The 15,657-nt window shown below is 48.9% G+C and carries 12 protein-coding genes; 4 read left to right on the plus strand and 8 right to left on the minus strand.

Going from position 1 to position 15,657, the window contains the following annotated elements:
* Positions 1-66: 66 nt before the first annotated feature.
* The 6 genes from H511_RS0105080 to H511_RS0105105 form a co-directional block, all read right to left on the minus strand.
* A complete protein-coding gene (locus H511_RS0105080) occupies positions 67-960 on the minus strand; it encodes a LysR family transcriptional regulator (RefSeq protein ID WP_027251330.1) in 894 nt (297 codons plus the stop codon).
* Between the two features lie 97 nt (positions 961-1,057).
* Entirely contained in the window at positions 1,058-2,236 is a 1,179-nt protein-coding gene (locus H511_RS0105085) for an ABC transporter permease (RefSeq protein WP_027251331.1), read from the minus strand.
* The gene (locus H511_RS0105090; RefSeq protein WP_027251332.1) at positions 2,233-3,384 is read right to left on the minus strand and encodes an ABC transporter permease; all 1,152 of its coding nucleotides are present in this window, start codon (positions 3,382-3,384) and stop codon (positions 2,233-2,235) included. The genes H511_RS0105085 and H511_RS0105090 overlap by 4 nt, the downstream gene beginning before the upstream one ends.
* Position 3,385: 1 nt before the next feature.
* Positions 3,386-4,363, minus strand: coding sequence for an HlyD family secretion protein (locus H511_RS0105095; protein ID WP_027251333.1), 978 nt, complete (start codon positions 4,361-4,363; stop codon positions 3,386-3,388).
* Position 4,364: 1 nt separating this feature from the next.
* A complete protein-coding gene (locus H511_RS0105100) occupies positions 4,365-5,795 on the minus strand; it encodes a TolC family protein (protein WP_027251334.1) in 1,431 nt (476 codons plus the stop codon).
* 173 nt (positions 5,796-5,968) lie between these two features.
* A complete protein-coding gene (locus H511_RS0105105; RefSeq protein ID WP_027251335.1) occupies positions 5,969-7,246 on the minus strand; it encodes an NRAMP family divalent metal transporter in 1,278 nt (425 codons plus the stop codon).
* A gap of 352 nt (positions 7,247-7,598) precedes the next feature.
* Here H511_RS0105105 and H511_RS0105110 point away from each other — a divergent pair, with 352 nt between their 5' ends.
* The 4 genes from H511_RS0105110 (at position 7,599) to H511_RS0105125 (ending at position 12,677) form a co-directional block, all read left to right on the plus strand.
* On the plus strand, positions 7,599-10,988 hold the full coding sequence (locus tag H511_RS0105110) for an intermembrane phospholipid transport YdbH family protein (RefSeq protein WP_027251336.1): 3,390 nt from the start codon (positions 7,599-7,601) through the stop codon (positions 10,986-10,988).
* A gap of 47 nt (positions 10,989-11,035) precedes the next feature.
* Entirely contained in the window at positions 11,036-11,251 is a 216-nt protein-coding gene (locus H511_RS0105115) for a YnbE family lipoprotein (protein ID WP_081669195.1), read from the plus strand.
* Positions 11,252-11,269: 18 nt separating this feature from the next.
* Positions 11,270-11,593, plus strand: a complete 324-nt coding sequence (locus H511_RS0105120) for a YdbL family probable chaperone protein (RefSeq protein ID WP_027251338.1) — start codon at positions 11,270-11,272, stop codon at positions 11,591-11,593.
* 127 nt (positions 11,594-11,720) lie between these two features.
* Positions 11,721-12,677: a YeiH family protein gene (locus H511_RS0105125; protein WP_027251339.1), complete on the plus strand. Its 957-nt coding sequence runs from the start codon at positions 11,721-11,723 to the stop codon at positions 12,675-12,677.
* Positions 12,678-12,710: 33 nt separating this feature from the next.
* On the opposite strand, the gene H511_RS0105130 is transcribed toward H511_RS0105125, so the two are convergent.
* Entirely contained in the window at positions 12,711-13,688 is a 978-nt protein-coding gene (locus H511_RS0105130) for a universal stress protein (protein ID WP_027251340.1), read from the minus strand.
* 39 nt (positions 13,689-13,727) lie between these two features.
* Positions 13,728-15,419 carry a cation:proton antiporter gene (locus H511_RS0105135; RefSeq protein ID WP_027251341.1) on the minus strand — a complete coding sequence of 564 codons (1,692 nt, stop codon included), beginning with the start codon at positions 15,417-15,419 and terminating at the stop codon, positions 13,728-13,730.
* Positions 15,420-15,657 lie beyond the last annotated feature (238 nt).

Here is a 15,657-nt window from a genome sequence, read left to right on the forward strand (position 1 = left end):
TCAGCCTGCTTTTTCATGGCTTATTGAGTTAACGAGCGGGTCGAATAACGAGGACACAAACGTGCGTCAGTTCAGGTGCTTTTTCCATAACTGTTCAAGCTGTTTGATCGCCCAGGTTTTTGCCTTACCCATGCGGCTGCGATTCCAGGCCAGAACCAGTTCAAATTCTCTGACAGGATTATCCCCCACCATCGCCAGCTTCCCTGTCGCTAAATCATCCTGAATGAAAAAACTGGGAATTGTCGCGACACCAAGACCGGCACGTAACGCATTCAACTTGTCATTCATGCTGGAAACAGTGAGCAGCGGCTGCTCCTCAAGAATATTATGGGTTATCGGCGGCAGATTCCGTGCGGTATCAGCAACCGCAATACCCCGGTATTGCTGACGAATAACAGGATCGAGCGGATTATCATGTTTATGGATAGGGTGATTCGGGTGAGCAACCCAGACGATATCCATTTTGCCAAGAGGCTGAATTTTCACTTCCGGCGGCGCAACACTTGGTGGCGGAGCAATCAGAATATCGGCCCTGTCCTGCGCGAGCGCTTCCCAGCATCCGGCCAGAATTTCTTCACGAAATTTCAGGCGGGTCTTACTTTTCTTTGCCAATGCATCAACAAGCGGAAACATCAGATCGAGCTTAATCAAACCGTCATAGGCAATGGTCAGATCTAACTCCCAGCCGTGTGCCAGCGCTGTTGCATCAGATACCATTTCATCAGCCGCGGATAATAATAATCGCCCCCGGTCCAGCAACAGCCGGCCAGCTTTGGTAAAAGCGGCTTTATGACCAGAGCGGTCGAAAATAACCAAGTCCAGATCCTGTTCCAGTTTCTGAACCTGGTAACTCAGGGAAGATGGCGCTCGGCCGAGTTCTTCTGAGGCCGCAGCAAAACTGCCACGACGCTCAATCGCATCTAAAACCATCAATGCTTCAAAGGATAATAACCGGTTCACATTCAATCCCTGTGCCAGTACAGTCATGTAATATGAGGCTGTTTTAACACATTCATCTGAAAATACCTACCTGCGTATACCGCTGTGTGTATCAGATTCAAACTGTTGCCGAAGCCTGAAAAAGCCGTCCTCGGCGGCGGCGATTTCTGTACACCAAGCCTAAAGCGACCAGTGAATACAAAACAGCCAGCCCCCAAAGCTGAAACCACCAGGCGCTGATCTGGCTAAAACTCGCTCCCATCTGATTTAACCGCAGAAAACCGTTAATCGCCTGCGTAGAAGGCACCCATTGTGCCAGCCAGTAAACCGGGGCTGGCAGTGCGGATACAGGCCATACGAAACCGGCGGAGAAAACCAAAGGCAGTGAGCTGAGCAGCACGATAACCGTAGCCAGTTCCTTACGGGGGATCAGCTCACCGATGACTATGCCTAACGCTGTTACTGAGATCAGAAACGGCAGTGTCAGCATCAGCATATCACCGATTGCAGCCTGACGACTGATACCGTAATACTCAAAACTCAGCCCAAAGTAGTAAGCAGTCAGAGGCAGATAGATAAAGGTAAACAAGCAGATACGTGTGAAAATCATTCGCCAGGGTGAACAGGCGTGCCAGTAACCCGGCACGCCGGAGCAATGCATTTCATTCTGAGCCGCCCCTACTAACGCAGCGCCAATCAGCAGTGTCTGATGGAGTATCAGTACGAACACAGCAGGGACAACGTAATTGATATAGCCCATGGTCGGGTTAAATACCGGACGCATATTCAGTTTCAGCGACGCGTATTGTTCGGAAGCTAACGCCAGGTTCTCACCTTCAAGAATCATACGCGCCACTTTTGCTTCTGCACTGAGCGTTCCTGTGGCTGTCGCCAGCCCTTCAACAACGGTACCGTAAACGAGAAACAGCGCCGCATCACCGGCAAAAGACACAGTCGGGCTGGTACCAAGCAAGAGATCCCGGTAAAAGTGCTCAGGGATCACTAGCATCCCTTTCACCTCTTGTGCCTGAATCCAGCTTTTTGCTTCTTCAATACTGGCGGCTGTTTTCGTCACGGCCACCTGAGGTGTCGCATCAACCATGCGGATCAGCGCCCGGCTGACCGCACTGTTATCCAGATTGACAACCGCAATCTGCTGCTCGCGCGGAAGCTGGTTTGAATAAGGCAGCGGGTAAATAAGCGAATACATTAAAACGCCGCCAAACACGGTGAATATAATCGCAGGGTTCGTGAACACCGCTTTCAATTCACTCAGAAACAATTGACGCCAGCTCATACACCGCCCTCCAGCTGGCGTTTGCGCCAGACCAGCATTTTCAGCATGGCCAGTGCCATTGCCAGCAGAAATACCACAAGCGCCATCATCTGAGGCATAGCTTGCTGTAAACCCGTACCGTAATTCACCTGCTGCACCTGAATTTCAATGTAATGACTGACCGGCAACAGCGCCCGCCAGCCTGTCGCAATGGCTGGCATGTCTGTCGCGGGAAACGTTATCCCCATAAAAGCAAACGCCGGCGCTGAAAACCCGGCCACGAAGCTCATCGCCCGGGTGACATCCATCGCAAGGAAAAAGAACAGCACGGCCACACTCTGACAAGCAATGACCATCAAACACTGTGCCACCAGCAAAATGCTCCAGCTACCGTGCATTGGCCAGCCCAGCAGCGAATACATGCCCCACAGAAACAACACACCCTGCAGAATAAACACCGCCGCATAAGGTATAAGCTTGGCGACGAGTTGCTGCACCGGATGTTGCCCCAGCCAGGCCAGTAATCCCTGCCGCCGCTGCTCTGCTGCCAGTGCCATGACAGTCGTGGCAATGATAAATATCTGCCACATGGCAGGAATAGCCGCCGAGACCAGAAACTGCCCATAGTGCGAGTTACTGTTAAATAACGGGGTTATCTGATTGCGGACTGGCAAGGCCTGCCCCAGCGCCTGTAGCGGTACTGGTGTGCCAGTCACCATATTGCTTACCGTATCTATACTGGCGGCATAGGTAGTCTGCGCCGACACGAAAGCGCTGTTTATCAGCTTGGCAATCAAAATAAACTGGGCGTTATAAAACACAGTCACAGACGGAGAGCGCCCGAGCAATGTGTCTTTTTCCAGAGAATCAGGAATCACTACCAGCGCATAAATCTCACCGTTCCGCATTAACGCTGTACCTTCTTCCACCTCGCTCAATTGTCGGGCAACCGACAGGGTCGGGCTGGCATCGTAGTATCGGATCAATCCGCGGGACAGACGGCTGTGATCCAGATCGACCACACCGACGGGCAGATCGCGGGCGATCCCTTGCGAGAATATCCACCACATCAGAACAAACAGACTTAAAGGCAAAAAGAACAGCATCGCCTTCAGCCAGGGTTCCTGACGTATGAGCCGCCACTCTCGCTGCATTGTGTTTAACCACATATCAGCGTTCTACCAACACACTCATACCGACACGCAATCCGTCAACGGGCTGCAAAGGGCGCGCTTCAACTTCAAAAGTGCGCATATCGAAACCTTGCTGAGTATCCGTTGCCCGCCATGTCGCAAAATCCCCCATGACGGAAACATGCGTCACAGTAAACGGGATGGCTTGATCCCCTAATGCCGGTATCTTAGCTTCAAATTGAGTCCCCTTGGCAAAATCAGCCAGCCTGTCTTCCCGGACGTGAAACACCGCCCAGGCATCGTCCATATCTATGATGCTGACCACCGGAAAACCTTGTGGTGCCAATTCACCACCATGAAGCAGGATCTGGCTGACCTCGCCATCATGCCAGCTGGAAATTTTAGTATCCGCCGCATAGGCTTCGACTTCTGCGACAGCCCCGGCAGCCATACGCTCTTTTTCCTGTGCAGCGCGTTTGGTTTCTTCCCGCGCCCCTTCTTTGGCCATTTCAAACATCTGATAAGCCGCTTGCTCTGTATAGCGGGCCGCCTGCCATTGCGTGTAAGCTTCATCCCTTTTTTGTTCTGCGACAACGCCGTCGCGATAAAGATTGTTTATCCGCCGATAGGTTTTTTCTCCCAGTGCCGATGCCGCTTTGGCTTTTTGCCACTGATCGCTGGCAGCCGCAACTTCCTGAGCCCGTGCGCCATTTTGTGCTTCATCAGCCAGAGCCCCTGCTGCCTGCTGACTGGCTTTCGCCTGCTCGAGCTTGGCATCAATTTCAGGACTCAGTAAGGTAAAGATCAATTGCCCTTCGGTGACTTTATCCCCTTTACGCACCAGTACCTGATCGATACGACCGGCGACTTTTGAGGAGATATTGTATTGCTGAGCTTCAATCTGGCCCTGTAATCGCTCAGCATCCGGCTGATAAGCGTTCCAGAACCGGTATCCCAACCAAGCGGCCAGCCCAACAGCCGGTAATACGACGGCAAGAGTTTTTAGCTTACTCATTTCAGTTAACCTTAAGTCCTTTGTAATTTTCATATTGGTGGAAGGTATTGATATCACCGCTGACAGCCAGTAGTCGGGACAATGCTGTGACATAATGATAAGCCGCTGCCAGGCGCTGTGTTTTTACACTTGCCAGATACAATTCGGCATCGACCACATCCAGAGAGGTCGACAGGCCCTGACTAAAGGCTTTCTCACGTAACACCACACTTTCCTCGGCCAGTGCAATACTGGAGGCCAGCCCGTCATATTCTTCCAGTGCCTGAGAGGCTTCCCGGTATGTTTTCTCCACCAGCACGCTCAGATCCTGCTCTGCCTGTGCGCGCAGGTAATTCACCTGTGTCATTGCACTGTGAGCCGCTTTAACCTTGTCTGAACGGCCTGAAGAGTCGAGTAGCGGTATACTGACACCAACACCCACAGCCCAGTCTGGCGTTGTTTTTGCTGCGAGCGTGTCTTCTTCATAAAGGTTGTAATTACCGTACAGAAAAACCTCAGGGTAGTATTTGCCCTTTTCTGCATCTAACACACCGCTGGCCTGCTTTTTCTTGGCATCAAGAATATGAAGACCGGGATAATCATTAAGGGTTTTATCAATAAAGGTGGTCATTGCCGGTAGTCCTTCATTGACGAACAAGGACGTTGAAGGCAATGCAGGGGTTTGTAATTTAAGTAGCCGTGTCAGGGCAACTTGTGCAATTTCCAGATCGCGCTGGGCTTTAAGACGCTCAACGCGGGCTTTATCAAAAGACGACTGTGCCTGTAAACGCTCAACTTTGGCTATCTGTCCTTGCGATTCTAACTTCAGGGCATTTTTATAATGCTTTTCCAATCCACGTTCCGCTTCCTGACGCGTGTCCAGCACTTGCTGCGCTAACACCACACCAAAATAATAGGTCGACAGGTCTTCAAATTTGGCATGCTCTTTCATCTCAAGCATGTATCTGGCTTCCTGGGTTTTTCCTTTGGCGATGTCCTGCGCCGCCATCACTCTTCCCCCGAGAAATACCGGCCAGATAGCGCGGACTGAACTGGTCAGAATATCTCTGTCGGTCAGTTGTGAGGTGAACATTTTATCGAACTGACCCGGGGTCATCCCCATGAGTTGAGCCAGGCCACCTAAACTGTTTGCCTGACTACGCCCGGCTGGGGTGCTCGCAATCAAATCTGAAGGCGCTATCTCGACAGGACCGTCCAGATAGGTATAGTTGGCGGACACCGTCACTCTGGGTAACGACAGTGCTTTAGACGCCTCTTGCAGGTATGCGGCCTTTTCTACGTTGCTCTTTTCTGCCGCCAGTTCATCGCTATTGTTCCGGACAATGCGCCACGCATCGTCAAAACTGACAGTCGCCGCTTTCACCGGCAAACACACGGAACTTATCAGCAACGCCAGGGTGATGGGTTTAGCCAGAGTCGGCCTTACATTCATCATATATCCTTAATGACCTCAAGAATGACTGCCCATATTAGAGCAAAAACTCTATTTAACAAGCTTCAATGAAGTATTTATTGACAAGCAGATCACAAGATATTGTTTTAAAAGCATAACAAAAGAAAAAGCCCTCGGTTGAGGGCTTTGACACTTAATTCCAAGAATGTGGCTTACATCAACCATTTCCACCAGATAAAAATAGCCAGAAAACCGTAAAGATAAGTTAAACCTGCCCATGACAGCAGTTTCATTGATTTAGTCAGCTTCAAATCTTCTGGCAATGATGCAGTGGACACCAAGCGATAATTTAAATAGGCAAAGACAGGTGTCGTCATGAAGGCCAGGATCATGGCAAAGTCCATCATTGGCATCAGCGCTGAGGTGAAGAACAGAATGATCGCCATCGCAAACACACTGATAACAATCATCCATGCATTAATATAGCTGTTTTGCTCCAGTGGTTTTTTCTGAATAACCAGTTGCGCTTCAGCGAGTGCGCGAGAATAACCGTCAATAACGGTAATCGTACTGCCAAAAATACAGAAGAAAGCAATCACCGCGATCAAGTAGCGAGACCACTCACCGATGGTAGACGCATACATGCTCACTAACTGGTGAGAAAAACCGATCCCTGACGCTTTCAGCTCGGTACCCGTTCCATACAGCACCAAGGCACCCAGTGACAGAAACACAACCGCCAGAATGGCCGTACCAATGTAGCCTACGTTGAAGTCAAACAATGCCGAACGCGTTGTCACTGTTTGCTCTTTACGCTGACTTTTCAGCCAGAGTGATGTCAGGCATGAAATTTCAATCGGAGCCGGCATCCAACCCATCATCACGACAATGAACCCGAAAGACGCCAGGGTCCAGGCAGAAGGTCCCTGATACTCAGCGGGGGCGGCACTGCCATTGCCTGCGGCTATCACCACCGCTGAAATGGTCGCGATAACCAACACCGACATTATGACTTTTGACAGCCCGTCCAGCGCTTTATAGTGACCAGCCATCAATATAGCCAGACACGCCACAAGCACAATGGCAGAGAGAACAGGCAGAGGTAAATTGCCCGGCATAAAATAACCCAGCAGGCTCGCACTGAACAGCAGCAGCGCTGCTGTGTTCACAATACCGGATAACAGGTTAAGCCCGGAAAATACCCAAAGATAGCCGCGCCCTAATTCGTCGTAGCCCTCTACCAGGCTTTTGCCTGTTCCCATTGTGTATTGAATACCGGCCCTGAAAAATGGGTATTTAAAAAGGTTTACCAGCAAAATAATCGCAGCCAGTTGCCAGCCGTATATGGCTCCGGCTTTGGTTGATGCCACCAAGTGTGATCCGCCAACCGCGGCCGACGCCATCATGATCCCGGGACCTAACGATTTGATTAATTGCTTGATGCCACTTCCCTGTCTGGATTGCGGCGGGATAGATACTGTGTCTGACATTCAAATACGTCCTGTGTAGTTTTTTATAGTAATGAGCTTCTTTGTCTCAGGTTTAAATAAGTTGTGCAATCCCCTATTTGAGCTGGATTTAGTGATAACAACTGAAATATTGCCACACTAAGCATATGTCTCTGCACCTCGTGACATTTGCATCAGTAAATGTCATTAACCTTGCTAAAAAAACGATAAAAAAAACATCACATCTTATAGTCACTATCGATTCTGGTACGTAAAAGCGATCAGTCTGCTTCATCATAACGCCATGATTTACCCAAATATTCCACACTCCCACCGGGTTGGGCTTATTCTTGTAAAGAATGCACCATACATTTTCATACTCGCTTGAGCCCATATGCCAACAACAGAACACACCAACAGCGCCCAAGCTTCCTCTTCCAGCCTCCTTTGCCGGATTCGACGGGGCCTGCTATGGGTTTTCATTTTCGCCACCTGCAGCTTAGTCACTTTAGCTGTGGGTGTGACTTTCTGGTTAGCCAGTGAAGGGATTCAGTTAGGATCAGTCTCTGGCATCAGTCTGTCGCAGCAAGGCATGTCAGTTAAAAATCTCAGTATCAAGATCAGAGATAATGAGTTTGAGCTGAATAACGTATTGTTGTTTCACCGCTACACCGCAGAGCAACACCCAATAATTCAACCCCGACATCAAGATTCCCGAGCCACAGGCTGGTTAGTTCAGGCCGACAGGCTGACAGTGGTGATTCCGTCGGCACTGCGCAGAGCTTTACTTGAAAATGGGCTCATCGCTGACATCGTTACTTTCGATAAGGTAAAGCTGATGACGCAGGGGGCACTGACCGACGGGCGTTTTATGATTACCGCCGATCTTGCTGACGCATTACTGGCTACGCCATTATCGAAAACCACCTATCAGCAGTCTTTGCATGGCATCAGTATCAGCGTTTCAACAGCACCGAATTTACAGATCAGTGGCGCAGTCGGGCGTGGTGATATTCAGCCACCATTGGCCGCTTTCATCAAAGATGGCTATCACAGAGATAATTTACGCAAAGATGACTACCGTAAAGATAACCACCACAAGAATGGTTACCCCGTCACGTTCAAGACACTTTCTTTTGCATTAATGCCGGCAGAGGATGGCACGCAGCCCTTTTCAGTCTCTATTGCTCACATTGCGTCGGCAACAGCAGCGTCAGAGCAATCTGAACGGGATGGAGTTCACCAGTTATCTCTGGCTGTCGATTTATTATCGCCGCAGAGCTCACTCGATCTGCGCATTAAAACGTTACGCTGGGATCCTGCGCCATTCCTACCTCAGGATCAGGCTTCAGCATCAACCGGCTTTCCCCGCCTCGGGCAAATTACCAGCCTGCTGTTTCAGGTTCCGGTTAAACACATTGAAATCGACTCAATAACAATCATCGATTACTTGTCTCAGGCCAGATTCATTTTTCAGCGAGATGCAGAAAACACACGGTTTGAATTAGAGGGAAAGGTGCAAACAGCCAAAAATACGTTATTGCCTGTTACCAGCTACTTTCTGGCTTCTGAACACAAACCGGCTGTTTTTACTGTACAGCTCACTGACACTGATCACACAAGTCCTTCTGGCATTGATTTGGTCAGCTGTCATGCCAGCTGGCAATTGACGTCTGACATGCCACAATCTCTCAACTGTAAAAGTGACAATGTCACTAAGGTGCTGAATTATTTTTCCATCCAGTCCATATCGCTCCCAGACCCGAATCAACAACAGGCTGTCTTTGAGGCAAAACTGACAGAAACTGACCAACCCCAAAAAAAACAACTAAAGAAAAGGCAACCTGAGAAAAAAGATCACCAACCAGATTCAGCCTCTGAGCCAGATTCGCTCTCGCCGGTATGGCACTATGCGATTGAGATAAGCGCACCCGGCAGCATCCAATTCAGATTGCCCCGCTCACATCAGCACAGCGGGCCAAACGATTACAGTGTCATAGCGTTAAACCATGACGGTATCTGGAAATGGGCACTGTCGCTTGATCAGCAACAGGCACAGTTAAGGTTAACAAACCCGGAGCAGTTAGATATTAACGTTGAACGCCCGGCAGCACAGGGACAAATTGTGATAAACACCCTCACCTGCCATGTGACGTTAACCATACCGGCCCAGCAAACAGAAACCGCCCTGCCTCAATGCCGCAGCACCAATACGCTTACCGCACAGGCGCCTCTTCTTGAACTCGAGTCACTGAAAATCAGTCATCTGCAGTTATCACAGCGCATCGATATACAAAGCTCTGGCAGCTCACTCAAGCTGAATCTGGAAAACACCCGGCTCAGCGCACAAACGATCGTCTTGCCTGACTATGCTGATCAAAAGCAAAACCGCTTAAGTCAGGTACGCATAGAGATACCTGACACAGCCATTCAGCTGGACAATCTCTTATCCTCTGCATCAGCGCCAGAAAATACCTCGCAAGTATGGCTGCTCGATGTCGGCGAAGCGCCGGCCACATTGAGTGCGGCATTCAGCAGCTTGCGCACGATTAACGCTGACACTGAGCCGGGAAAGCATCAAGGTTCTCTCCCCGTACAGCAATTTGAAGGTAATCTCGCGATCATGTCAGGCGGGTTAAGAGCAGAGAAAAACGCTCAGGCATGGAAGCTCGCCAGCAATTATTCGACACAACTGGCGCTCAGTGTGAATAACCAGGCGCTGCCTGTCATCCGCAATCAGGGAAAACTGACACTCAATTCAGACGCACTCGCCATAACCGGTTTGCTTAGTACCGCACAAAGTCAGCCATGGTTAGATTTTTCATTCACTCAGGAATGGAAAAGTCGTATCAGCCGTGTTCAGATAGTACAAAAGCCCATTTCTTTTTCCGCAAAACAGAGTCTGCAAAAATACTATCTCGCGCCACTGCCTGTCAGTGCTGATCTGCATAATGGCAGCATAAGTCTCCGCGCGGATCTGCAATATCAGAATGCTCTCTGGTCTGGCACGCTGGATATTTTCACCACGCATTTAAGCGGACATATCAAAGACACCCACTTTGCCGATCTGAACGTGTCATTGACCAGCCTGGTGACTGACAATACGATACGGAGCCGTCAGCCGATGACTGTTCACGCCGGTTGGTTACACTTTGGTACTTTGTTTCAGGACGTCACTGCCAGCTTTCATTTCGATACAGATGAACCTCTTTATACGCTGCACAGAGCAACCGCCAACGTCCTTGGTGGTCAGTTAAGCACCCGCAACGTAGTGAGCCGTTCTTTGACCAATATTGACGTCATTCCTTTGCGTATCCAGAGTCTCAATCTTAAGAAATTAATGGATTTATTTAACCCTGAAAATGTTGAGTTGACGGGGTCACTGGATGGCTTACTGCCCATCCGCATTGTGAGCGGAAATCCCGTCATTGAAAAAGGTGCTTTATTTTCAAGAAGTCCGGGCGGCGTTCTGCGATATAAAGAAGGGACAAGTATCGATGATAACGTCAGAGCCGGAGGCGAAAACAGCCTCAAAGTGATCACCAGGATTCTCAGAAATTATCAATACGACTCTCTTGCGGTTGATATAGACTATTCCAAAGAGGGTCAATTAAATGCTAGTGCCAGGTTCAAAGGCCGGAATCCTCACTTTCAGAATGGAAGACCGGTCAACATCAATCTGAACATTGAAGACGATATACCAGCACTGATCAAAACGCTCAACACGATAAATACTTCTCAGTTTGAGCGGATTTTTGTGAAGCAGCTTGGTCTTGAAAATTAGACTTTTGCGCTGAATTTATTGCAAATGACTTGAAAAGGTCGACGCCCATGGATATTCAGTTTAAGTATTACTGTATGACAGGCTGTTTAGCAGTGATATTCTTACTAATGACTTCTGGTTTGGTCGGCTGCACACCTACTGTACAGGTTGCAGCCTCTGACAAGCCGATAGAAGTTAATCTGAACGTGAAAATTGAACATGAAATCAGGATTAAGGTAGATAAGGAAATCGATGATCTTTTCAGTGATGATGATGTCTTCTGACAAGGCGGAGTGCCTGTTATGAAACGCATACTGACTTACCTGGCAATGTTGCTGTTTTGCGCACATGCATTCGCGCTCGATTTACAACAAGCGAAAGCACAAGGCTTAGTCGGTGAAGCTAACAATGGCTACATAGCCGCTTTGGCACCGTCACCTTCAGCGGAAGTGCGCCAGCTGATTCAAACCGTAAACAGTGAACGAAAAGAAAGTTACCAGCGTATCGCCGTATCACATGGGCTGACGCTGCCCGAAGTAAGCCGCCTTGCGTATAAAAAAGCGATAGAAAAAACCGAAAGCGGCCATTTCTATCAGAGCCCAAGTGGCCTGTGGGTCAAAAAGTAAACGTGATTTCAGCACACCATTCAGTCACCCCGAACAGATAACACACCTTAATGACTGAAATTTTCAGTCATATTCACTACCAAGAAGAGGTATACTTCAGCTCTCATTGTCTGTGTGCTGTAGAAAGATGCTGTTCCAACCTGCCTTACTGAAACAACAGCTAACGCGCTATCCCTTTTTCTGGCTTAGTGCGCTGATTTGCCTGATGCCATTCATCAACTCCCCGGTGGCGCTGATTCTGGGTTTCTCGCTCGCCACCTTAGGACTTGTCCCTGCCGATATTCCTGTCGCCGCCATCACAAAGAAATTGCTGTCGATGGCAATCATCGGTCTGGGGTTCGGCATTCAGCTTGATGTTGCGATTGCAGCGAGCAAGGCCGGTTTATGGCTCATTGTTGCGTCCATTGTCGTGACGTTAGCCATGGGATGGGTACTCACCCGATGGCTGAAGATAGACAGCAAAACAGGACATCTGATTGCATCCGGCACAGCAATTTGCGGTGGTAGCGCAATCGCAGCCGTTTCTCCGGCAATCAGCGCTAACAGCCATCAGACCTCGCTGGCACTGGCGACGGTTTTCATACTGAACTCAGCAGCGCTCTTCTTGTTTCCCTCTGTTGGCCATTTGCTGGATATGACGCAACATGAGTTTGGTGTCTGGGCTGCCATTGCCATTCATGACACCTCCTCAGTGGTGGGTGCAGCCGGGGCTTATGGCGACGAGGCGTTAAAAACAGCTACCACGCTCAAATTAGCCAGAGCCTTGTGGATAATCCCGCTCGCGTTTGTCAGTGCTCTGATGTTTCGGGGGAAAGAAAAAAAACTCGCCGTACCAATGTTCATCGTCTTCTATTGTATTGCCATGCTGACGGCGCACTGGCTTCCCCAATTCTCTGAGCTGTATCAGGGGATCTTCGCCCTCTCGAAACGCCTGTTGGTGGTGTGCTTATTTATGATTGGGGCAGGAATTACAGTACAGAAACTGCGTGCGGCCGGTTTCAAACCGCTGTTACTGGGTGTGATGCTGTGGTTAATTATTGGCCTGGGTTCACTGCTTGCTATATCGCTCGGGTTTGCCCAATAACCTGACCATGCGCGCTGGCAGATGATGTCAGCGTCACACAACCGGCGTTTTGAATCCCTCAGGCTTTATTGCTAATACAGAGCATTTGACTTGTTCTAAAATAGACTCTGCCGTATTGCCGATGATCAAACCGGGTATTCCAACCCGACCTACCGTACCCATCACGATGAGGTCTATGCCATATTTGTCTGTCATTAGTGGGATCTCTCTGGATGGTTTCCCTTTCACTAAGTGAATTCTGGGAAGAAGATACTTAATCGCATCTTTTCCTAACATGTCGTTCATTTCCCTAACAAGTATATCCAGTTTATCCGAGCATTTACGGCGTACTTGTTCGGTATATTGATCAACGTCTTTTTCTGGCAAATGAGTAAAAGCGCCATAACGATAAAAGTTTTCTGCATACGCATCCCAAGCACTTCCGACATGAAGTTGTGTCAACTCAGGCAGGCATAAAGTCACACTATACTCAAGCACTTGTCTGTTAAGCGCTTCCTGAACGCGCCCCTTATCCAGTTCACTGAAACTATCATTGACCGATACCGTTGCCAGGATATTTCGGAATCTGTCATCTTGCCCAGGCTTCAGAATTAAAACCGGACAGGGGCATTTGCGAAGTAAGTGCATATCTTCACTTCCAAATATACGGCTCAGCCAATCAGATTCTTCGGCACACTTGACGACCAAATCGTGCTGATTTTTAAGCACGCTTTTTATGATCTCTATAAATCCGATACCGGAATAAACCTCAATGTTTGGCTTCACAGTGAGAGCCATTACCGATAGTCTGCTTGCGATTGTTGCTCGTTGGCTCTCCATTTGTTCGTCAAGAAACTTATGGTGATCCTCCTCTGGGTGGAGGGTCGATCGCCAGAAACCGACTGTTCCGATAACTGAAACAAATGTGATATCCGCCTGATGATCACTGGCAATTCTTATTGATTGGCTAACGGCTGTATCAAAGGTGTGCTCAGAGTCAATCACACACAAAATACTGTTAAATCGTTTCATAGCTCCACCTTTGTGCTAATGAACGGCACTCGCACTTTTTTACGTATTTAATGCCACTTTCATGCGTTCAACCGCCTGTTCAGCCGCATCGTGAAAAGGTAACAGTATCAATGTCGCCCCTTTCTCTTTCAGAAGTTGCTGGTCATGTAATTGTTGAGTGGATATGGCTATACCGCCAGTATAATGTTGCTGTTTCAACCCCTCTATCAATAATAAGCGAGGATCTTCATGAGTCACACCAATGTCATGTTGCGGCATTGCCGACACCACCCATTTAACTCCATTAAGCGGTAAGTCACTAACGAATACAGGGTCACTAGCATCACCGTACATAACCTTATGCCCTTGGTTACGCCAACGTCGCACTTCATCGGGATTAAAATCAACAGCCAGAAAGCTAAAACCTTCTTTTTGAAGATAATGCGCTATTGCTTTGCCATAACGCCCCATACCAAAAAGAATGACATCGTAGGATTGCTTGCCGATATGATGATCCTCAAGCGCTTCTTCCCGATAAGGTTTGCTGCGCTCAAAGATGCCCAGCCAAGGTTCCAGCAGACTGTACAGACTGTGAGAATAAGTAATCATATAAACAGACATAGCGATGGTGATAAGGCCAACCAAGGTGACCAGGCCGAGAGATTCTGCTGTGACATGCCCCAGGCTCAGCCCCATCGCCATAAATATAAGTGAAAATTCACTGATCTGTGCCACCGTCAAACCTGCCAGAAACCCCGTACGTTTCCGGTAACCCATCATCCCCATAATCACTATCACTATCAGTGGATTGCCTACCAGTACAAAAACGGAAAGAATCAAAGCGGGAGTAACTTGCGAACCTAGTAAACCGAAATCAAGCTGCAAGCCCAGCGCAATGAAGAAAAACAACAGCAAAAAATCGCGCAATGAAGCAAGTCGCGCCACAATAGCTTCTCTGAAAGGTGTTGACGCAAGAGATATGCCAGCAAGCAGACCGCCCAATTCTTTACTTAGCCCCAACTGACTGCCGATGGCAGCCAAAAGAGCCGCCCAGCCAATAGCAAAGGTAATCAGCAGTTCATGGGAGCGGGCGATCCGACTCACAAGCGGAGTGGCCAGGTAACGAATAAACAGCAGCACAAAGCCCAGCATCATCAAACCGTAAAGCAGTACACTCCCGATATGATCTAATGCAGAGTCTCCCGCACCTGCTTGCGCTCCAATACCAAAAGCGGATAACGCCATCATTGCCAGCACGACAACCAAATCCTGTACAATCAAAAAACCGACCGCAATACGCCCGTGAAGAGAATCGACTTCCCTTTTGTCAGACAGCAGCTTGACGATGATAATCGTACTGGAAAACGTCAGTGCTACCGCGACATAGAGCGAAGTGACAGTATCCAGGCCCAAGATAATTCCCAGCACGAAACCGAAAGCCGAAGTAAATGCCACCTGCCCCAATCCAGTAGCAAGAGCAACCGGACCGAGCGTGCGAATCAGCTTTAGATCAAGCTTTAGACCAACCAGAAACAGCAAGACCACGATTCCCAGCTCTGCCAGTAACTCGATATGCTCATGCGATTGAACAATGTCCAGCAACGACGGTCCCGCCAGCACCCCAACAGCAATGAAACTGACAATCATGGGCTGACGCAGAAGCACACCCAAAAAACCTATGACTGCAGCCACTACAATCAATGCGGTTAATTCATAGAAAGGTGAAGCGTGAATAAAATTTAAGTCTGGCATCACACTTTCCTCATCTACCGATACATAAGTCGCATCTGTTTTTCTATCTCAATGTCCGTAAACAGGGCAACCCCGCGCCAACGATCATCAAACCACCCGGGTACAGGATACCGAGTCCAATGAACGTAGTAGAATGTTCAAAACGGTTTAAATCGGACTGGCAGACGGTATTACCAGCAGTAAGACTACGACTATCGCCATTGCTTCATCGGCGTTGTCCGGCTGCGTCCACCTGATG

Origin of the sequence: Photobacterium halotolerans DSM 18316, from assembly GCF_000425165.1 — a bacterium.
Lineage (GTDB): Bacteria > Pseudomonadota > Gammaproteobacteria > Enterobacterales > Vibrionaceae > Photobacterium > Photobacterium halotolerans.